The sequence below is a fragment of the [Scytonema hofmanni] UTEX 2349 genome, from assembly GCF_000582685.1.
Classification (GTDB): Bacteria; Cyanobacteriota; Cyanobacteriia; order Cyanobacteriales; family Nostocaceae; genus Hassallia; species Hassallia hofmanni.
The window spans coordinates 3965983-3985317 of the sequence record NZ_KK073768.1 but is presented as its reverse complement, the minus strand read 5'-3'; the positions used below and the strand labels follow the sequence as shown (position 1 = coordinate 3985317).

Genomic DNA, 19335 nt, shown 5'->3' with positions numbered 1-19335 from the left:
ATCATTGTGTTTGTTATTGCCAAAATATTTAGAGATTTGGAACTGCAATTATGTTTAACAGCTGTCAATAATTTTTACTCTTTAGACATCTGGTAGAAATGAACTATGCGTTGCCCAAAACCCTTGTAGAGACGTTCCGACGGAACGTCTTTACGTTTTATTCTTAATGCAATAATTCTTCTACTTGATGTTGACTCCATAAAGTTCTGTAAAGCCCCGGTTGCTGTACAAGTTCTAAATGATTACCTGTCTGGACAATTCTACCTTTATCCATCACAAGAATGCGATCGGCAACAGCAGCGGCAGATAATTGATGAGTGATAAAAACAACAGTTTTACGTTGTGTACCACCAGAGAGATTTTTTAAGATTTGTGTAGCTGTTTGATTATCAACGCTGGAGAGGGCATCATCCAAAACTAACACTGGGGCATCAACTAACATTGCTCTAGCTAAAGCTGTGCGTTGTCGCTGACCGCCAGAAAGAGTAATACCACGTTCACCTACCAAAGTTTCGTATTGATGCGGAAAATTAATAATTTCTGGGTGAATTTGTGCCAAATGAGCGGCTGATTCTACATCTTGTTGTTCACTGAAAGGATCGCCGTAGCGGATATTATTTTTGATGGTGGTACTAAATAGAAAACTATCTTGAGGAACGTAGGCGATCGCATTTCTTAAATCTGCCAACTCTATTTGGGTAATGTCTTGACCATCTAAAAATAACTGCCCTGATTCAATATCTAACAAATGTGGTAAAGCATTCGCCAAAGTTGATTTACCCGAACCGATCGCCCCCACAATTGACACAGTTTCCCCAGCAGTAATGGTAAAGTTAACTTTATCTAAAGCTGGGCTGGTAGCACCCGGATAAGTGAAACTGAGGTTTTTTGCTGACAATTCCCCTTTAATTCTGTCTAAAGGTAGATGTATAGCAGCACTTGTGTCTTCAATTTTTGGTATAACAGAAAGAATCGCCTGAATGCGATCGATACTAACTTCACCCCGTTGATAAGCAGTAATTGTAAATCCTAACAAAGCGGTGGGGAAAACCAAACGCTCTACATAAATTAATAGTGCGAGAAAATCGCCGACACCGAGGCTTCCCGAAGCTATTCGCGTTGCCCCCAACCAGATAATAATTAGTGAACTGAGACTAGCGAGTCCGCCAATGAGAGGGAATAATCGATTTCGGGTGTTCGCTAATTTCAGGTTAGCGTCAAATAAATTCTTATTTTTTTCACTGAAAGCGCGACGCTCATTTTCTTCTTGAGCGTAGATTTTGATTAAAGCAATACCGCTGATATCTTCTTGGATAAGATCGCTGATGTCGGAAAGTTTTTCTTGAACTGCTGCTTGTTGGTTGCGTAAGCGATCGCTAAACATATGCACCAACACAAACATTAAAGGATAAACTGCCAGAGAAGCTAATGTCAAATCCACACTCAAAGACAGCATCACCGGCAGCGTCAAAGCGTAGGCAAACAGAGTATTTGCCAAACTTAATACAGCAAAACCCAACAACCTGCGGATATTATCGACATCACTAGTCGCTCTACTAATCAAATCACCAGCAGTATTCGTCGCAAAATAAGCCGGCTCTAGTTTCAGTAGATGTTCAAAAATCTGTTGTTTCAAGTCAAATTCTACCTGACGCCCCACCCCAAACAGCCAGATGCGCGAAGCCATACGCATTAACCACATTGCCGTACTCAGAAAGAAGATTGGTACTACAGAAAAGAGTACTTGGCTCAAGCTAAAGCTGGCTGAGAGTTTGTCAACTGCCGAACGAATTAATAAGGGGATATAAACCCCCAAACCGTTGACAATGAACAAAGCAATAATGCCTAAAGTTACCTCCCGCCAATGGGGACGCATGTAAGCACCGAGTTTAGCAAGTCGTCGTGATTGTGGCATTTAAGTGAAATGGGGACTGATAATCTGAAGGATAAAGTATGAAAAAAAGGAGATGAAGTATATTCTTTCTTTTTTCATCCTTTAGATTTCATCCTTCATCCTTTTATTGTACATGGGTGCTTTTTACCTGGCAGCACGCCGCTACCTAGCACGCAAGAAGAAGTAAGTCTGGTTGAGATAACTTTCCCAAACTCGCGTTGTTAGTGACAGTGTTTCTGCATTAGGTACAAAGTCTTCTAGTCGCAATCCTCGTCTGGTAATATCCCCAGGATTTTGCAACAGGTACGGTGGAACTGCGATGGTTGCCACAGTTGTATTTACACCAGGTAGAATGCGCGAACCGACGACGATATCAGAAATAGTTGCACTCTCAGGTGATTGCCCCAATGCTACTAGTGTCCCAGATGTTGACGCGAGGCGGTAATTCTCGACTTGACTGGCGATAGAAGGTTCGCCGACCATTGCAACAGGGGATCTAACCAAGAAATAGGCAACAGCTGGTGTACTTGCCAACAGTAAAATCGTTAACGCCCAGCCAAGCAAGTATCCGCCTGGTTTGTTTATTCCTCCATCCTTAATTTGTTGAGCTGCAAACATCATCATCAACATTGATGCTCCCAGAGGCTTGAGGGGAAATGACACCACTCTCCACAACGAAGCCACTGCCGGTTCATTCGGGTTAATAAACGACAGCGCTAGGACGAGGAAGAAAATAACTAAGACCAATCGTCCGGCAAAACTTCCTTTAGGATAAAATCTCTGAAACAAAGAATAGACGATTGTGCCAACAAGCAGCCACAGAAGTACCCGGCTTAATAGTAGAAACATACATTTACTCTCAAATCTTCGCTTTGCAGTGAGCGCTAGTTTGGTGAGTCTACCACTGCGTTACAGTTAACTGTCACGCAAATTAGTAGTAGGCACGAACCCAATACGGGTCAGCCTAGAGGTTTTGTGCCGTTGATTGATTTTATTGTCAAATTGTAAACACATTGTTACCTGACTAGAAATACATCACAACGCCACTCCCCAAAAACGGGGGGTGACTCCCCTCACACAAAGACTACCGTCGTAGTGATTTTAGAGCAATTTTGTGATATTGCACCCAGTATTTATAATTTTTCAAGTCAAATAAGTATATTCGCGTAACGTTTTTGCGATTGAGAAGGATAAAGTTAAGACTCTACGGTAGTTGTGGAGGATTTAAGGTAAGATTATTTACTTATTTTTTTTCTCCACAAATAAACCTGGAGGTAAGCAAGCAGCTATGAAGGATAACAAAGGAACTTTTTTTACCGTTCATACTTTCTTCAAACAGTCATATGCCATGACTAATTTAAATTGATTGAGTGGTTGTGAAATTAAACATGAAAACTATGTCAGCAGAAAAGCCTTGCATTTTGGTTACGGGAGGAGCTGGATATATTGGCTCTCATACGGTGCTTGCTTTATTGCAGGCGGGATATGGAGTGATAATACTCGATAATCTGGTGTATGGACATCGTGATTTGGTAGAAAATGTTTTACAAGTAGAACTGATAGAGGGAGATACAGGCGATCGCTCTTTGTTAGATAATTTATTCTCTACCCGCAATATTGCCGCAGTTATGCACTTTTCTGCCTATGCCTATGTGGGAGAATCGGTTACTGACCCGGCAAAATACTACCGTAATAATGTTGTCGGCACTTTAACCCTGTTAGAAGCAATGCTGGCAGCTTCTATTAAGAAATTTGTCTTTTCTTCCACTTGTGCCACTTATGGTGTGCCGGAAGTTGTCCCAATTCCGGAAGACCATCCCCAAAATCCAATTAATCCCTACGGCTACACAAAGCTAATGGTAGAACGGATTCTTTCAGACTTTCATACAGCTTACGATTTTAAATCAGTACGTTTCCGCTACTTTAACGCGGCAGGTGCCGATCCTCAGGGTCGCTTGGGTGAAGATCACAACCCAGAAACTCATTTAATTCCTTTGGTGCTACAGACAGCTTTAGGCAAACGCGAATTTATCTCAATTTTTGGTACAGATTATCCCACGCCTGATGGTACTTGTGTTCGCGATTATATTCATGTTAACGATTTAGCAGATGCTCACGTTTTAGGGTTGAAATATCTCTTGGATGGTGGTGACAGCGAAGTTTTCAATTTAGGCAATGGTAACGGCTTCTCTGTTAAAGAAGTTATTGAAACGGCAAAGCTTGTCACAGGATGTGAAATTCCAGTCAAAGAATGCGATCGCCGTCCTGGTGATCCCCCATCACTCATTGGTAGTGGTGACAAAGCCAGAAAAATCCTAAACTGGCAACCTCAATATTCATCCTTGAAAGATATTCTTATTCACTCCTGGCAGTGGCATCAACAGAGGCATAAATAGAGAATTGGGGCATTGGGCATTGGGCATGGGGCATTGGTAATTCCTCCTTGTCCCCCCATCTCCCCATCCCCCATCTCCTCATCTCCTGCGTTGGAGTACGACAAATATGATGCCTCCTGCTGCTACGCAACTTAAAGCGATCGCTATTGGTAAACTAAACCCACTTTTTTTATCTTCTACAGCTTCATTGACATTTTGTACATTTTCTGGTAAAATTGCTGATGTTGTTCCGACGGCAACAGTAACTTCAAACTTTAACTTAAAGGGTTGGAAACTCCCCCCAGATGTAGGTTTGCCGCTTAGTTCTAGTAAATAAGCTCCGGGCTTGGGGAATGTAATTTCTGAACCGGGAATGCCTTGATAACGTTCGGCAGTAATGGCTTGCAAAGATGGCTCAAGCAGTGCTGGCTCTTTTGGTGAATGAGGTTCAGCGTAAACAGCTAATTGGCAATTACACTCTTTTAGGGGGATAACCTTTCCACCTTTACGGGTAAGAGCAATCCAAACTTGGGAAGGTTCCCCAGCACGAGGATTATCGTTTGGTTGAATGTGAAGCGTACCCCCAACATCTGCTGTTGTTTTCACGTTATGAGCAGAGGCTATAGAGGCAAAAGGCAGCAAGCAGAAGGCAGAAGACAGAAGGCAGAAGGCAGAAGCAAGAATTCCCTCAACTTTAGCCAGGGGAATGTTACCGCGACTTGGTTGGGTTGTCGTAGGCATCATGAGCGAATTTTCAATTTGGAAGTAGAATTTTGAATTTTTGCTGGTGGGTTTCGCCAACGCAACAGCAATACACCGAAAGTGACAATTCCTATAAACACTGTTGCTAATTTATTTCCCCAAGTTAATTGTAAAGAGCCGAGGTAATGGGAACCAATTATCACAGTATGAATGACACTAAAAAGCAAAGCTGGTAAGCTTAATAAATGAATTTGTCGCCAACGCTTGCCTAAGGACTTTTGCAAAGAGTCAAAACTTGTCAAAGCTGCGGGAGTCATCAATATCAGTGCCACAGCACCTATAGCTATACCCCACTGAAAATCAGGTGGCAAAAATAAGAATGCGGCAAAATTCCATTGCAGTGTATGTTCCATCATGTGGACTGCGTGAGCAAAAGACAAAACAAAAGCTCCTACTCCCAAAGCACGACGGTAATGCATCGGGGAAGCCCAGAAGTTGCTAATCGGACGGGCAATTAATGCCACGATCAAGCATATCAAGGCAGCGTGTCCCGTGTAGTCTACCATTGTGTTGCCAGTCCGCAACAGAGTAATAGCACCAATGGCGAGAGTAACCCAACCACCTAAGCGAAATAGCTGACTGCGTTTGTCTTGACTTATCAAAGATGTAGAGATACCCACACCTAACATGGTGGGTAAAGTTCCCAAACCAAAAGCCAGCATAGTTGCTGCCCCCATCCACAAATTACCAGTTTCCGCAGCTTTAATTTGAGCCGCATACAAAAAACCACAAGGCATCAAACCCCATGTCATGCCTAAAAGTGCTGGTGTCCACCATGTTGATTTTAAAGAAAGATTGACCATTCCTTTATTTAGGCGATCGCGTAATTTACCTGGCAATAAAGGATGTAACATCGGTATACGCGGCAATAAGTCGGGTTTTATTTGTCTTAACCCAAACCATATCAGCATTAATCCGGTGATAATTGCCATCCATTGGCGTAAATCGCTACCTACTCCCGCAAATTTTCCACTAGCAAGCAACACCGAACCTAACGCCCCAATACCTGCGCCAACTAAGGCATAACTCAACATCCGTCCTAAGTTGAGCAGTGTATGAAATTTCAATTGCGATCGCCAATTGAGACTTTCCTGTTTATTAGATAGAGAAAATGCCACCGATAAAGGACCACACATCCCCACGCAATGACCAAAACTCCCCAGGAATCCTAAAACGACAATGAGCAGCAAATCTAGCATTTTGATAGTGGTTGGTGGTTAGTGGTTAGTTGTTAGTGGTTGGTTGATAGTTGGAGCGTTGTTGGTGGGGCAATTAACAATTAACCTTTAACAATACTTAATCCGTTGTCAAAAGACGAGGCGTCAAACTTGGTATTCGGCGCTATTCTATGTCATGAGACAAGGGAGAGATTTTATGAAAAAATGGATTTGGCTAGCTCTGGTGGTGCTGGTGGCAGTTGTAGTCATAAGTATTGGCGTGTTTTTTCATCCAAGGGAAGAGATGCCAGTTATTGCAACCACGCGAGTGGAAACATCCCAAAAGCCATCAAAGCAGTTGATAAAGACTCCCCAAGTATCTGCTGACAGGTTATTTGCTCACATTCAAAAGTTGAATTTTAAGCGCTTCACTAATGTAGAGCGATCGCGTTCTCGTACTTACATTACATCGGAACTGAAAAGGTTAGGCTGGAAACCAAATGAAGAAAAATTCTCCTCAGGTGTTAATATCTTTGCAGAACGTCAAGGAACTGACAAAACAGCAGGAGCAATTCTCGTTGCCGCACATTACGATACCGTTGCGATCTCTCCTGGTGCTGATGATAACGCTAGTGGTGTGGCTGTAGTGCTGGAAGTTGCCCGACTTTTCGGTTCGCGTCCGACTCCCCGGACGTTACAACTTGCATTGTTTGACAAGGAAGAAGCGGGACTTTTGGGTAGTAAGGCTTTTGTGGCAAATAACACTCGTTTGGCAAATCTGCGTGGTGTAATTGTGATGGATATGGTGGGTTATGCTTGCTACACAGTTGGATGTCAGCAGTATCCACCGGGTTTACTTGTTACTCCACCCAGCCATAAGGGCGATTTTTTGGTAGCGATCGGTGATGCAGAACACTTGCCTTTACTTAATGCTTTTCAAGACTCGTCAAGAGAAAATTTACCAGCAGTACTAACACTGCCGATTCCTTTGAAAGGTTTGCTGACACCGGATACTTTACGCAGCGATCATGCGCCATTTTGGTATCAAGGAGTTGGTGCAGTCTTGGTGACAGATACCGCAAATTTACGTAATCCGCATTACCATAAAGCTCGCGATACACCAAAAACAATCGAGCGATCGTTTTTCACAGGTTCGGCGCAAATTGTGGTGAATGCCATTACTGTGTTGTTAGGCGAGCGATCATTTTGACAATTCGCTCTTCGGGTTGGATGTAAGTAGGTTGGCGTTAAAATTTATCGTTATGACAAGGCAGGGGGCAGGGGGCAGGGAGCAGGGGGAAAAAGCATTTGAGCCTTGTTTACTTTTCTTCACACAGTTTGGTTTTATTGCGCCGACTTACTTATAGCGATCGCTTGCTGCTGGCTACCAAGAATTATACCGTCTTAACCCCCTCCTTTTTCGCAATCCCCGTGGCATCGCATTGGCTCGAAAGAAGTGTCTACTCATCCCAATTTCTACCATTCCACGAAGATGCCATTCCGTGTAATGGACGTTACGATCGCAATGCTTCTTCACCAAATGCCAAACGAGTTATCAGAAGAACTGTTCTCATATTTAAAATCTGCAACGCCCTAAACTTCGCTGCTGTGTCCTCACCTTATATTTTCGCGTCTCCGATTCATTGAGGAGTAAGCAGTGGTGAAGTCTGGTTCCATCATAAGAGCCAACATAGGCTTGGAAATGAGTAGGCGACAGGTCAAGATAAAATATTGAGACAAGAAACCTGCTTCTGTATGAGTGAAACTGTCTACATCGAATCTAGCATTTTGGGATATCTCACAGCTAGATCAACTAAAAACCTGATCCTGGCTGCAAATATGGAGATTACAAGGGATTGGTGGGAATATCGTCGAAACGCCTTCATTCTCTACACTTCCGAGGCTGTTCTAGACGAAGTGGCACAAGGAGACTCCGCGATCGCCGCTCAACGACTGGAGATTTTGCGTAATTTTCCCTTACTGGCATTGAACCAAGCTGTACAAACATTAGCTGCACAATTTCTCGTCCGCAGCAGCCTTCCTCCGAAAGCGAAGGTAGACGCAATCCACATTGCCGCCGCAACTGTCCACGGCATGGATTATTTGCTAACGTGGAATTGTAAGCATATTGCCAATGCTCAAATCCAGGGGAAATTGGCAGAGATTAGTCTCGATTTCGGCTATGTCCTGCCTATACTTTGTACACCCAACGAACTCATGGGAGATTAGATCATGTGGACGGATGAAATTGTCGAAGAGATCCACCGAATCCGTGAAGAGTATGCGAAGTCCTTCAACTATGATTTGGACGCAATCTTTGCAGACCTACGCAAGAAGGAAGCTCTAAGCGGCAGAGAAGTGGTGAACTTGTCGCGAAAGCCCGGTCTAACAACACGTTGGAGCGGACGGGCAAGAGATATTGATGGTGAGGCAAAGGATACTAGCCGCCGCTCAACTTAGCCGTTAGCTTGTTCAAGTTATCGGTTGAGCATTTAGAATTTAAATGCAGTTTGATCGCAATGCTTCTTCACCAAATGCCAAACGAGTTATCAGAAGAACTGTTCCCATATTTAAAATCTGCAACGCTCTAAACTTCGCTGCTGTCCCCACCTTATATTTGCCCGTCTCAGATTCATTGAGGAGTAACCAGTGCTGAAGTCTGGTTCCATTTCCCGGAGAAGACAAAATTTTCTAACGGCTTACGAGTGCGTGGGGCTAATGTTCGCTGCAACAGTTTTTCAGATAGCGTTTGCGAATCTCCTAGATAACCTAGTGCGATCGCTGCCACTGGTTCATAACCTTCAGGAATGCTGTACACTGAGCGTGATAAAGCTACATCAAATCCCGCCATTTGGTGAATAAATAGCCCCAATGCCGTTGCTTGCATTGCTAGTTGTGCTGCTGCTGCCCCAACATCATGAAAAGCGTGCCGATTTTCCACGCCGTTGCGCTCAAACTGTAGCTTCGCAACTGATAACATTAATACTGGGGCAGTATGCGCCCACTCTTGATTACCTTCTGCTAAACAGCTTAGTAAACGGTGGAATTCAGCCTGATTATCTGAAGTTGCAACGATAAAACTCCACGGCTGCTCGTTGTAAGAAGAAGCTGCCCATCGTGCTGCTTCTAAAACACTGCGTAATTTTTCTGGTTCAACCGATTTTTCTGAGAAAGCTAGAGGACTCCAGCGTTTTGATAACAAATCATCAATGGGATATTGAGTATCAGATGATTTATTGATTGCAAGATTATCAAGCTTTTGCATAAAATTTGTTTATTAAAATGACGAAGAGTTTTATTTTTTCCTTTGTCCTGATCAACAAAGTAAGTGCTTACTACTTCACCCAACGTCTATCTAGGGAATGATATCATGTCCGGGTAATTAAGCAAACAGACCCGGAACCCCACCCCGCTAAAGCTGCGCTTTAGCTCCCCTCCCCGCAAGCGGGGAGGGGTTGGGGGTGGGGTTCTTTTATTATGGGTAATTTGGCGGACATGATATGAGAGCATTTTTTCATGATTATATTCCTCAAGGAAGATGATTTGAAGGGAAAAATCCATATTTGGATAAATAGAATTAACTTAAGGCAACCCCTTAAAATATACCAATCCTAGAAATAATCAAAGAGCAGAGCAAAAATTATGTTAGGCATACTTTGGGGTATTGTAGTTGTACTAGTCGCTTTTTGGGCATTAGGGCTAGTACTTCATATTGCAGGGAATCTAATTCATGCAGTGTTACTTTTAGCGATCGCTCTTGCTATCTACAATTTTTTCAAAGCGCGTGATGTTTAAGGATGCTTAATGATTAAACGCCTGAAATTAAAATACCAGATGTTTAATCGAATCAATTATTTTTAATTAAGTAATATGATGTCCGGGCAATCACCCATAATTGATGAAGAACCCCTCCCCAACCCTCCCCGCTTGCGGGGAGGGTGCCACAGGCGGGTGGGGTTCTTTTATTATGGTTATTTATTAGGACATCATATAAGTGGGTCAATCATTATTTGTAACTGCTCGTAATCATCCGGTGTATCAATATCAATCTTTCCTTGCAAAAAAGGAACAGAAGTAACTTGGTTAATGTATTTCTTTATTATCTGCTTGGCACCTTCCCCTTGTTTAAGGTTCGCCAGTTTTGAGAAAAAAGTATGGTGAAATAAAGCTGGGACGCCTAATGTGTTTGCATACTCGGAAGCAACGATCGCTTTAGGAGTCAAACGATATGCTTCAACAAGTTGATTGATAACTTCAGGAGAAACAAAAGGCTGATCGCAAAGTGTAATCACTACTGCTTCTACATTTTGCCCCAAAGCATTTAGAGCTTCAACACCAGCCCGAATTGAAGAACTCATCCCCAAACCCCATTGAAGATTTTCTACAATTTGCACAGGTAGTTGACAAATCTCTGGTTTTATGATTTCGGCATTTGCCCCAAGTACGACGATGATGGGTTGGTTTTGGGAGGCGATCGCCACTTCTGTTATATGACGAAGCAAGCTGCGTCCTTGATACGATAACAATTGTTTTGGTTTGCCCATACGAGTCGATGCACCCGCCGCCAGGATTATAATGCCAATAGTGGGGGTTGTCATTTTAAATCCCAAAAGATTAAATATAACTTCACCGAACAAAAAATATGAGATGTCAACAAAGCTAGTTAACATTACCGAAAAATTGGGTAAAAGCGCCGTCCTTCGCTTGACAGCTTTGATAGAAGAATCCCCGTGCGTTCACGCGCCCGGAGTGTAAAATGGGAGCGCGTTTAATCTGCGGGAGTGCAAAATGTCAAAACAGCTGGGTCAAAAAATCTCACCCACACCGATGTCAACCAATATCAGCGTGGTTGATTTGATTGATAATTACTTTACGGCTTATAACTCAGCGCGTTTGCGAGAAATCTGTCAACTACTGAGTAAAGAAGTCTTAACCGAAGGTGTTACCGTGGGAGTTAGCCTTTCGGGTGCCATGACACCAGCAGGATTCGGGGTTTCTACGCTAGCACCTTTGATTCGCAACGGCTTTATTGACTGGATGATTAGCACGGGTGCGAATCTTTACCACGATATGCATTATGGGTTGGGTTTTGAACTGTTTACAGGTAATCCATTTTTAGATGATGTGAAACTGCGTCAGCAAAGCACCATCCGGATTTATGACATTATTTTCGGCTACGATGTGCTTCTAGAAACCGATGCTTTTATCCGCAAGATTTTGCAAGCAGAACCGTTTCAGAAACGGATGGGAACGGCTGAGTTTCACTATTTGCTAGGTAAGTATGTCCGGGAAGTTGAAAAGCAATTGGGAGTGCAGCATTCGTGTTTGCTAGCCACAGCTTATGAATGTGGCGTGCCGATTTATACGTCTTCACCCGGCGATAGTTCAATTGGAATGAATGTGGCAGCTTTAGCGTTAGAAGGTTCTAAATTGATTTTAGATCCTTCAATTGACGTGAATGAGACAGCCGCGATCGCCTACGCTGCACGCGAATCTCAAGGTGAATCTGAAGGCAAAAGTGCTGCTGTAATTCTCGGTGGTGGCAGTCCAAAAAACTTTTTACTACAAACCCAACCGCAAATTCACGAGGTATTGGGACTAGAAGAACGAGGACACGATTACTTTGTTCAGTTTACCGATGCGCGTCCAGATACCGGCGGTTTATCTGGGGCTACTCCCTCGGAAGCGGTCAGTTGGGGTAAAATTGACCCAGAAGAATTACCCAACACGATTGTTTGTTACACCGATAGCACGATCGCTTTACCACTAGTAACAGCATACGTGATGAACCAGTGCCAGCCTCGTCCTCTAAAGCGAATATACGACAGACGAGAAGAAATAACCGAGAAACTGCGTCAAGACTATCTTGCAGCCAAAACCCAACCAGTAGATAAAATCCCCGCTGCTATGGCTGATAGTGCTTCTGCTGAAACTCCTACTTATCCCTGTGGGAGGTTGATTCCAAATACTCCGTAGTGGTTGGTTGGTGGTTGTTGGTTGTTAGTGGGCATTGGGCTTTTGCGCTCTGAAAATTCCCACTATCAACTATCCACCAACCACTATCCACCAACGACTAACAACTCCTCACTTCCTCCCAATCAACAAATAAGTTGTCATTTTCCCTTTACCTTTAACTTCGATTTCACCGCGCTTTTCAAACAAAAATTCATCACGCAAGTTTTTATAAGTAGTTTCCGATACTTGAATTTTGTTGGTAAAACCTTGGGATTCCATGCGGCTAGCGATATTTACGGTGTCTCCCCAGAGGTCATAAGTAAGTTTTTTGATACCGATTACTCCGGCAACTACAGAACCGCTATGGATACCGATACGAATGGAGAAGTTTTGCTGATTTTCGGCATTAAATTTAGCGATCGCTATTTGCATATCCAGAGCCATTTGGGCGATCGCTTGGGCATGATCTAGGCGACGCCGGGGTAAGCCACCAACTACCATATAAGCATCACCTATAGTTTTAATTTTCTCTAAATTATATTGCTCGCTGAGGCGATCGAAATCTGAAAAAATTTGGTTGAGTAACTTTACCAATTGAATTGCACTTAAAGAAGAAGCAATTTTCGTAAAGCCAACGATATCTGCAAATAAAACTGTAACATCAGCAAAGTCTTCGGTGATTGTGCCTGGTTGTTGTTTGAGACGGTTAGCTATTGCTTCTGGGAAAATATTCAGCAACAAGGTTTCAGTTTGTTTCTGTTGATGATGCAGTTCTTCTTCAACTTCTATTCGCTGGGTGATATTACGAAAAATGCCGCGAGTTGCAACTGGTTTTCCTCTCACCAATTTACAATTTATGTTTCCTTCTACAAATATTCTTTGACCGTATTTAGTAACGAAGGCAGCTTGAAATTGCTCGATTTTTTCTCCTGACAGGACACGATAAAACATTTGCCGACAAGAAGGTTGAAAATCCGGATGTATAATGTCAAATACATTCATTTGAATAACTTCAGTTTCGCTATATCCGAGAGTTTCTCGCCATGCACGATTGACATATTCAAAACGACCATAAGCATTAACAGACTGAATCAAGTCGTTAGCATTTTCAAATAAATCTCGATATCTTTCTTCACTTTCTAAAAGAAGCTCACTTGCTTTTTTGTGTTTCAAAAAATGAACAATTTGGCTACTAATAGAAGCCATCATTTGTAGTAAGTCTACATCTTTTGGTTGCACTTCCCGGCTGAAGAAAACCATCACCCCTAAAATTTCGCTGTCATCCACAATCGGGAAACCAAATGCAGCGTGCAATCCTCTGGCAGTAGCTTTTTGCGTTTGCGAAAAGTCAGAACTGTGCATAATATCCCTAGTCCAAAGAGGGGAATGTTTTAGCCAAATTCGTCCCGGAAAACCAACACCAAGGGTATATGTAGTTTGCCACGCGATCGCTTTAAATTCTCGAACGCTGATTGTTCGACTCGACCACATTTCCACACATCTGAGTATCGGATTTCTTTTAACTTTCTTTTCTCTAGACACTGATGTGGTTAAATATTCATTTGCTGTCCAAAGTTGCCCTAAATCCCATCCCAAATTTTCACAAATTGCTTGCAAACTTTTCGATATTGCCTGCTTGATGCTTTGAGATTCTGATAAAATGCGAGTTATCGCATACTGGACTGCATGACGCTGTTGTCTGCGCTCTCTCGCAGTAATATCCCGACCAATATAAACAATATCTTCTAAACCATCTTTTTTTTTCTGAATAAATGAACAAGAAAATGCAATTAGCAGCTTTTCTCGTTTTTTCGTTCTACAAACTAATTCTATATTTTGGAAATATTTATGATATAAATAATGCTCTTTAATCGCTCTTTGTAGTAAAAAGTTTTCATCAATTATTAAAGAAATGGGCTGATTGATTAGTTCTTCTTCGCTAAATCCAAATAATTCTTGTGCAGATCGATTTACTTTTTTTATTTTTCCGCTGTTATTTGTCACCAAAAAGGCATCTGCCATTGAAGTGATAACTTGATCCATGTAATTTTTGTAGGTGACTAACGTCTGTAATAATAAATTAGATTCATTAACTTTCTGGTTAAGGTTTTGTTGACAAAACATTGTTTCGGTAACATCTTCAAGCAAAATAACTAATCTATTATCAGATTCGTTTTCACCTGTTTCGCTAAAGATATATATATTGATATATATGTCTGATTGATCTTCAGAAAAGCGTCCAATACTTTCTAATTCAAATAGTTCTTGTTTTCCTTGTAAGATAGACATGAGAATATCTTCAATCCCAATAAATTCCGGAAAACTTAGCCGGATATCTTTTCCTAGCATTAGCTCTTCAGGGCGATCGGCAAATCGTTGAACTTGCTCGGATGTATCTGTAATGCAGAACTTTTCATCAAGTTCCAAGCGTTCAAATTTGCGTAAAGACAAAGTTTTGTTAAAAATCCGGTCTAGTACCTGGTATTTCATTGTGGTGGGGGAATAGTTATTCAGGCGTCATGAGAGGGACACAGCAAATCAGTAGACACTTGAGATGATTAACTCCGTGCCTTCATACTTCACAACGTCATTTGCTTTAACTGAGGTTCATAAAGGAAGTTCTGATGTTTGAGACATACATCGCTCTTCCCATGAAGAAACTTGCACCCGTGCTGGTTTCTCAGCACCCAAAATTCAACACCACTGATGATTCTATAAGCTAGTTTTTCAAACATTTGCTCAATACACAAGCCGGTCTAGGTAGAAATTTGAGAATTTGCCGCTTGCTTTTTAATTAGTGATGCGCCTGAAAGGTCAATTTTTGCGATAATTAGCATATTCTAGGGATGCGATCGCACCCCTATTTTATTGGCGTTACGTATGAACGTCTCGCAGCTAAGATTTATTTTATACGACTCATTTATTCTCAAAATCTTCATAACCTGCTGATTTATACTGTTTACGGTGGGATTACAATCGGAAATACTTAACTAATTGATATTTAGATCACAAAAAACTGCCAAAAAAGTAGTATTTGTTACAATTCATTGAAACTTAAAAATACCTAAATATACGTAAATAATTGATAAATATTTTTGTATTGAGTTTATATAAATTTTCTTAATAGCTACTATTGTAAGATTTAGGCACTATATAAATTTCTTGCTGCCATGTTTTCCCTAAAAGCGCATTCCCAAACGCTATATGAGACTGACTATTTGCAATGGATAGAAAAGACTGTGGAAAAATTGCAAAATCAGGACTACGCAAACGTGGATTGGGAGAACTTGATCGAGGAAATTGCCGACATGGGAAAAAGTGAGCGTCGGAGCCTCAAAAGTAATCTCATTGTCATTTTAGTACATTTGCTCAAATGGCAGTTTCAGCCGGAAAAGAAAAGTGGTAGCTGGGAAGCAAGCATTATTGAGCATCGTAGACGTGTTAAAGAAGCTCTAGATGATTCGCCTAGTCTCAAATCTTATCTTGAGAGCGTTTTTGCAGAGTGCTATGCACAAGCAGTTAAGCAAGCAAAAGCCGAAACTAATTTGCCAGTGGAATCTTTTCCTGTGATGTGTCCATACGATGTCCCAGAAGTGACAGATGATGAATTTTTACCTCATTGACTTGTACCTGGTAAAGAGGTATAATCTCACTCACAAGGAAGGGGAGTAGCTGCTGGCAAAAGAATATAAAAGCCAGCGCATTTGAATCAACATACTGGCGATGAGCCTGGTTCAGATGGCAAGTATTTAGATATTTGAAAGCGAGACCTTCACTGAGTTCACACAAAAAAGTGTGAAGCTTAGTGAAGTTTCACGACTCTCATTTAGCTTCACACAGGAAAAAAATCCTTAGGAGCTTGAGAAGAGTGTTAACAGGTTTTACCGCAGGTTTATTATTAATCACAGTTTCCGAATTAGGAGATAAAACCTTTTTTATCGCTGCTATTTTAGCGATGCGTCACTCGCGACGGTTGGTATTAATCGGTGCGATCGCGGCTTTAGCTGCCATGACAATAATTTCTGTAGTAGCGGGGCAAGCGGTATCTTTCTTGCCAAAGCCTTATATTCATTACGCAGAAATTGTTTTATTTATCAGCTTTGGTCTCAAGCTGCTATATGATGCAAGTCGGATGGCTGGATCTAGTTGTGACTCAGAAGTAGTTGATGAGGCAAAAGAAGCGGTAGAACAGGCAGAAAAGCAACGGAATAAGAAAAAAACGCCACTGTCAATTGTACTAGAAGCCTTTGTATTAACATTTATGGCAGAGTGGGGCGATCGCACACAATTTGCCACCATTGCTCTAGCCGCTAGCAACAACGCTTTTGGCGTAACTGTCGGTGCCATATTAGGACATTCTATTTGTGCAGTCATTGCCGTAACTTGTGGACGACTCATCGCTGGACGAATTTCTGAGCGTCAACTTACCCTAATTGGCGGATGCTTATTTATCGTCTTTGGTGTAATAGCAGCGATGGAAGGAAGTTAGGAGTCAAAAGTCAAAGAGTCAAAAGTTAGTTTACTTGTCTCCAAGGAGTCCCCCACTCCTCCCGACTCCTCACGGATACCGTTGGCGAATGGTAGGTCTGACCCCTCATTTTATTAAAAAACCTCGTAGAGACGTTCCGGCGGAACGTCTCTACAATTGTGTGGAATGACGAAAAATTGTGAGATAAGGGGTAATACCCCTGATTCGCAATAGCTGTATCCTCACGGAGTGGGAGAAGCCGTCGGACTAGGTGATGCTGTTGCTTGTTGGTTAATTTGGTCTTTGTATTGAGCAGGTGCTAAAGTGGCAGCTTTGTCAAATAAAGGTTTTGCCTCGTCAATTTTGCCTTGTTCTTTGATGAGCAAAGCCTTTGCCAAAACTGGGCGAAAATCTTTAGGATCGCTTTTGATTGCTTGATCGTAAATAGAAAAAGCTTGAGTGTAGCGTTTTTGGAAAGCGTAGACATTGCCCAAAAGCACTTGAACTGCGATCGCATCTACACTTCCGGGTTGAATTTTATTTGCCTGGGTTGAGGTAGTCAGAGTATCTTGCAGCAAACCGATCGCGGCTTCTGGGCGTTTTTGAGATAACAAAAGAGCCACCATTCCTTGTAAAGCTTCAATATCGCCTGGTTTCGTTGCCAAAACAGACCTATAAGCTTGAGCAGCTCCTTCTTTGTCGCCTATTTGCTGTTTTGCTTGTGCTAGTAGCACCGCGTATTTCGTTTGTTCAGGATTCAGCTTAACTAGCTTTTCTAAAGGTTCGATTACCGCTTGAATGTCAGCTGACTGAATTTCACCTTTTCCTTTTTGACTCAGCAGCTGTAACCTAGCTTGTAATAGCCCTTTAAGCGCGGCTTGATTTTCTGGTTCGCGTTGCAAAACTAATTCATAACCCCGTACTTCGTCTTCCATTTTTGATTTTGGATCAGAAGTAGGCGAAGTGGCGACTTTGGCGCTACTGGTGTTTTGAGTTTGGGGTTGCGTATCATTAAATGCCGTAATTAAGGGAACCACAGAAACCCCGACAAAAGCAAGTACTGCCAGCAACAGCACTATTTGAACCATCCAACGATTGCCTTTTTGAGACACAAAACCGTCCTTCTTCTGAATAATGACATTATCGGTAACACAGATGCAAAAGTTAAAAATTTTAAAAAGTTTACGGAATACGGTTATTTAGCTGTGAAATTTATAACAATTAGCAATTTACACTGCTAGAGTAGGTGATGATTTTCGGGGAAATCCTCTGAAATTGTAGCTATGTTAAGCTGTCGAAACTAGTGTAAAAGCGTTAAATTACACATTTAGTATCTAAATGGTAAGTTTAGCGTTTAGATTATCACACAGAGCGCTCTTCTGCGTGGCTAACTTGAAAGAAATATACTTTTAAGCGCCGCACAAACGCTCTTTTCAGCTGCCTTAGTAAAATCCCACAATGGGATGTGTCTCCGCCGCAAGGAGTTTATATGAATTCCGACCTGATGCCGTCTTCTGAACCGTCCAAACCTGCTTCTAATCAAGATCCAACTCTTATAGAGGCAGCAAATCAAGTTGAAACTGAAAAACCGGAACACGTCTCTAAACCTGAGAATTCTTTGGTTGACGAGTGTGAGAGTGTCTCAGATGCCGTCCTTAGCAATCGGCAGCAACCGATTCCCCCTCCTAGCGAACCGATGCAATATCGAGCGATCGGCTTAGTCCGAGGTCGCTATGTTGCTAGTAGTGAACAATTCACTCAAGGAATGCTCCTGACTAAAGATGGTGTAGAACTCAATGCCGTCCTTCTTGGTCGGATAATGAGTTTAGTTAAGAATCATTTAGATTTAGAAAAAGAACATTTGTGGGTAGTATATCCGCGTACAAGGCAAGAAAATGATGCACTACACCTACAAATTGTCGGGGTTTGGGAGCCAGAAAACCTGGCGAAACATTCCATAGAAGATGAAAATCAAGACTCAAAGTCACAAGAATTAGTTTCTAGTGATGAACCTTCATCAGAATCGGCAGAAACTACCAGCGATCTTACACCTTCATCAGAAATTACAGATGGTGGTTTTTCAGTTCGTGGTGAAGTAGTTTACCAGTCTTTTGACGCTAAAAGTTTGGTGGTCAAGATTAAACAAGCCCCCCGCAAGACAGATGACAAACCCAAGTATTTCAAGTTGAAACTTACGGGTGTACTTGGTACTAAAGCTGTCGGTAAGTTTTGGGACTTCCAAGCCAAGCGAGAAGCTGATTTATTGATGATAGAAAACGCTACGGCGATCGCTGATTTGCCCAAAAAACGCAGACCACCTGAAAAAGGCGGTTTCCGTGGTGGTGGCGGTGGCGGCGGTTTCCGTGGTGGTGGCGGTGGCGGTGGTGGCAGAAAACCATACCCGCCCAGACGCAGTAGCGGCGAAACCCCCCGCCCAATCAAGAAAGGCGAATCCTCGCCAGTGCCAAATCCCGTACCCAAAGCACCGGCTCCTAAGCCAATAAAACGACCGAAGCCACAGCAGTAGTGGGCAATGGGTAATGGGGCATTGGGCAATGGGCAATGGGCATTGGGCATTGGGCATTGGGCAATGGGCAATGGGCATTGGGCAATGGGCAATGGGCATTGGGCAATGGGCATTGGGCAATGGGCATTGGGCAATGGGCAATGGGAATTAAAGATCTCGATTTTTGATACGCGTTTTATATCTAAATAGAACTCTTT

The 19335-nt window shown here is 42.3% G+C and carries 19 protein-coding genes; 10 read left to right on the top strand and 9 right to left on the bottom strand.

From position 1 onward, the window contains the following. Window positions 1-163: 163 nt before the first annotated feature. Together TOL9009_RS0122995 and TOL9009_RS0122990 are read right to left on the bottom strand one after the other, a co-directional pair. Window positions 164-1915, bottom strand: coding sequence for an ABC transporter ATP-binding protein (locus TOL9009_RS0122995; protein ID WP_029634963.1), 1752 nt, complete (start codon window positions 1913-1915; stop codon window positions 164-166). A gap of 141 nt (window positions 1916-2056) precedes the next feature. Beyond that, window positions 2057-2743 (bottom strand): hypothetical protein, encoded by a 687-nt coding sequence (locus TOL9009_RS0122990; RefSeq protein ID WP_029634961.1) that lies wholly within the window; start codon window positions 2741-2743, stop codon window positions 2057-2059. A 548-nt stretch (window positions 2744-3291) separates the two neighbouring features. Here TOL9009_RS0122990 and galE point away from each other — a divergent pair. Continuing rightward, window positions 3292-4290, top strand: a complete 999-nt coding sequence (gene galE, locus TOL9009_RS0122985) for a UDP-glucose 4-epimerase GalE (RefSeq protein ID WP_029634959.1) — start codon at window positions 3292-3294, stop codon at window positions 4288-4290. A 78-nt stretch (window positions 4291-4368) separates the two neighbouring features. On the opposite strand, the gene TOL9009_RS0122980 is transcribed toward galE, so the two are convergent. Next, on the bottom strand, window positions 4369-5013 hold the full coding sequence (locus TOL9009_RS0122980) for a hypothetical protein (RefSeq protein WP_029634957.1): 645 nt from the start codon (window positions 5011-5013) through the stop codon (window positions 4369-4371). After that, window positions 5010-6230, bottom strand: a complete 1221-nt coding sequence (locus TOL9009_RS0122975; RefSeq protein WP_029634955.1) for an urease accessory protein UreH domain-containing protein — start codon at window positions 6228-6230, stop codon at window positions 5010-5012. Before TOL9009_RS0122975 ends, TOL9009_RS0122980 begins: the two co-directional genes overlap by 4 nt. Before the next feature lie 175 nt (window positions 6231-6405). Between TOL9009_RS0122975 and TOL9009_RS0122970 the strand changes: the two genes are divergently transcribed. The 4 genes from TOL9009_RS0122970 (at window position 6406) to TOL9009_RS48505 (ending at window position 8648) form a co-directional block, all read left to right on the top strand. Then, window positions 6406-7398: a M28 family peptidase gene (locus TOL9009_RS0122970; RefSeq protein ID WP_029634953.1), complete on the top strand. Its 993-nt coding sequence runs from the start codon at window positions 6406-6408 to the stop codon at window positions 7396-7398. A 98-nt stretch (window positions 7399-7496) separates the two neighbouring features. Continuing rightward, window positions 7497-7835 (top strand): hypothetical protein, encoded by a 339-nt coding sequence (locus TOL9009_RS46090; RefSeq protein ID WP_144238314.1) that lies wholly within the window; start codon window positions 7497-7499, stop codon window positions 7833-7835. 108 nt (window positions 7836-7943) lie between these two features. Further along, complete coding sequence (locus TOL9009_RS0122965; protein ID WP_029634951.1) at window positions 7944-8417, top strand: type II toxin-antitoxin system VapC family toxin; 474 nt, start codon at window positions 7944-7946, stop codon at window positions 8415-8417. A 3-nt stretch (window positions 8418-8420) separates the two neighbouring features. After that, window positions 8421-8648, top strand: a complete 228-nt coding sequence (locus TOL9009_RS48505; protein ID WP_029634949.1) for a hypothetical protein — start codon at window positions 8421-8423, stop codon at window positions 8646-8648. 172 nt (window positions 8649-8820) lie between these two features. Here TOL9009_RS48505 and TOL9009_RS0122955 read toward each other — a convergent pair whose 3' ends face one another. Continuing rightward, entirely contained in the window at window positions 8821-9453 is a 633-nt protein-coding gene (locus tag TOL9009_RS0122955) for a nitroreductase family protein (protein WP_199341462.1), read from the bottom strand. 377 nt (window positions 9454-9830) lie between these two features. Between TOL9009_RS0122955 and TOL9009_RS46085 the strand changes: the two genes are divergently transcribed. After that, window positions 9831-9983: a lmo0937 family membrane protein gene (locus TOL9009_RS46085; RefSeq protein ID WP_144238313.1), complete on the top strand. Its 153-nt coding sequence runs from the start codon at window positions 9831-9833 to the stop codon at window positions 9981-9983. Window positions 9984-10174: 191 nt separating this feature from the next. On the opposite strand, the gene TOL9009_RS0122945 is transcribed toward TOL9009_RS46085, so the two are convergent. Further along, window positions 10175-10786, bottom strand: coding sequence for a nucleotidyltransferase family protein (locus TOL9009_RS0122945; RefSeq protein ID WP_029634945.1), 612 nt, complete (start codon window positions 10784-10786; stop codon window positions 10175-10177). Between the two features lie 190 nt (window positions 10787-10976). Between TOL9009_RS0122945 and TOL9009_RS0122940 the strand changes: the two genes are divergently transcribed. Further along, complete coding sequence (locus tag TOL9009_RS0122940; RefSeq protein WP_029634943.1) at window positions 10977-12164, top strand: homospermidine biosynthesis protein; 1188 nt, start codon at window positions 10977-10979, stop codon at window positions 12162-12164. Between the two features lie 108 nt (window positions 12165-12272). Here TOL9009_RS0122940 and TOL9009_RS0122935 read toward each other — a convergent pair whose 3' ends face one another. Continuing rightward, window positions 12273-14633, bottom strand: coding sequence for an adenylate/guanylate cyclase domain-containing protein (locus TOL9009_RS0122935; protein ID WP_029634941.1), 2361 nt, complete (start codon window positions 14631-14633; stop codon window positions 12273-12275). A 680-nt stretch (window positions 14634-15313) separates the two neighbouring features. On the opposite strand from TOL9009_RS0122935, the gene TOL9009_RS0122930 reads away from it, so the two are divergent. Both TOL9009_RS0122930 and TOL9009_RS0122925 read left to right on the top strand, forming a co-directional pair. Continuing rightward, window positions 15314-15766: a DUF29 domain-containing protein gene (locus tag TOL9009_RS0122930; protein WP_029634939.1), complete on the top strand. Its 453-nt coding sequence runs from the start codon at window positions 15314-15316 to the stop codon at window positions 15764-15766. A gap of 245 nt (window positions 15767-16011) precedes the next feature. Then, complete coding sequence (locus TOL9009_RS0122925) at window positions 16012-16632, top strand: TMEM165/GDT1 family protein (protein WP_029634937.1); 621 nt, start codon at window positions 16012-16014, stop codon at window positions 16630-16632. Window positions 16633-16853: 221 nt separating this feature from the next. Here the strand turns inward: TOL9009_RS0122925 and TOL9009_RS0122920 are convergent, their stop codons facing one another. Next, window positions 16854-17723, bottom strand: a complete 870-nt coding sequence (locus tag TOL9009_RS0122920) for a tetratricopeptide repeat protein (RefSeq protein ID WP_029634935.1) — start codon at window positions 17721-17723, stop codon at window positions 16854-16856. Between the two features lie 377 nt (window positions 17724-18100). On the opposite strand from TOL9009_RS0122920, the gene TOL9009_RS0122915 reads away from it, so the two are divergent. Then, window positions 18101-19138, top strand: a complete 1038-nt coding sequence (locus TOL9009_RS0122915) for a hypothetical protein (RefSeq protein ID WP_029634933.1) — start codon at window positions 18101-18103, stop codon at window positions 19136-19138. Here the strand turns inward: TOL9009_RS0122915 and TOL9009_RS48500 are convergent. Then, window positions 19104-19265 carry a hypothetical protein gene (locus TOL9009_RS48500; protein WP_221928651.1) on the bottom strand — a complete coding sequence of 54 codons (162 nt, stop codon included), beginning with the start codon at window positions 19263-19265 and terminating at the stop codon, window positions 19104-19106. The genes TOL9009_RS0122915 and TOL9009_RS48500 overlap by 35 nt on opposite strands. Between the last annotated feature and the right edge of the window lie 70 nt (window positions 19266-19335).

Bases quoted from the DNA above. Each gene is read 5' to 3' on its own strand.
- TOL9009_RS0122995 (WP_029634963.1), bottom strand. From the start codon at position 1,915: ATGCCACAATCACGACGACTTGCTAAACTCGGTGCTTACATGCGTCCC.
- TOL9009_RS0122990 (WP_029634961.1), bottom strand. From the start codon at position 2,743: ATGTTTCTACTATTAAGCCGGGTACTTCTGTGGCTGCTTGTTGGCACA.
- galE (WP_029634959.1), top strand. From the start codon at position 3,292: ATGTCAGCAGAAAAGCCTTGCATTTTGGTTACGGGAGGAGCTGGATAT.
- TOL9009_RS0122980 (WP_029634957.1), bottom strand. From the start codon at position 5,013: ATGATGCCTACGACAACCCAACCAAGTCGCGGTAACATTCCCCTGGCT.
- TOL9009_RS0122975 (WP_029634955.1), bottom strand. From the start codon at position 6,230: ATGCTAGATTTGCTGCTCATTGTCGTTTTAGGATTCCTGGGGAGTTTT.
- TOL9009_RS0122970 (WP_029634953.1), top strand. From the start codon at position 6,406: ATGAAAAAATGGATTTGGCTAGCTCTGGTGGTGCTGGTGGCAGTTGTA.
- TOL9009_RS0122965 (WP_029634951.1), top strand. From the start codon at position 7,944: ATGAGTGAAACTGTCTACATCGAATCTAGCATTTTGGGATATCTCACA.
- TOL9009_RS48505 (WP_029634949.1), top strand. From the start codon at position 8,421: ATGTGGACGGATGAAATTGTCGAAGAGATCCACCGAATCCGTGAAGAG.
- TOL9009_RS0122955 (WP_199341462.1), bottom strand. From the start codon at position 9,453: ATGCAAAAGCTTGATAATCTTGCAATCAATAAATCATCTGATACTCAA.
- TOL9009_RS46085 (WP_144238313.1), top strand. From the start codon at position 9,831: ATGTTAGGCATACTTTGGGGTATTGTAGTTGTACTAGTCGCTTTTTGG.
- TOL9009_RS0122945 (WP_029634945.1), bottom strand. From the start codon at position 10,786: ATGACAACCCCCACTATTGGCATTATAATCCTGGCGGCGGGTGCATCG.
- TOL9009_RS0122940 (WP_029634943.1), top strand. From the start codon at position 10,977: ATGTCAAAACAGCTGGGTCAAAAAATCTCACCCACACCGATGTCAACC.
- TOL9009_RS0122935 (WP_029634941.1), bottom strand. From the start codon at position 14,633: ATGAAATACCAGGTACTAGACCGGATTTTTAACAAAACTTTGTCTTTA.
- TOL9009_RS0122930 (WP_029634939.1), top strand. From the start codon at position 15,314: ATGTTTTCCCTAAAAGCGCATTCCCAAACGCTATATGAGACTGACTAT.
- TOL9009_RS0122915 (WP_029634933.1), top strand. From the start codon at position 18,101: ATGAATTCCGACCTGATGCCGTCTTCTGAACCGTCCAAACCTGCTTCT.
- TOL9009_RS48500 (WP_221928651.1), bottom strand. From the start codon at position 19,265: ATGCCCATTGCCCAATGCCCATTGCCCAATGCCCATTGCCCATTGCCC.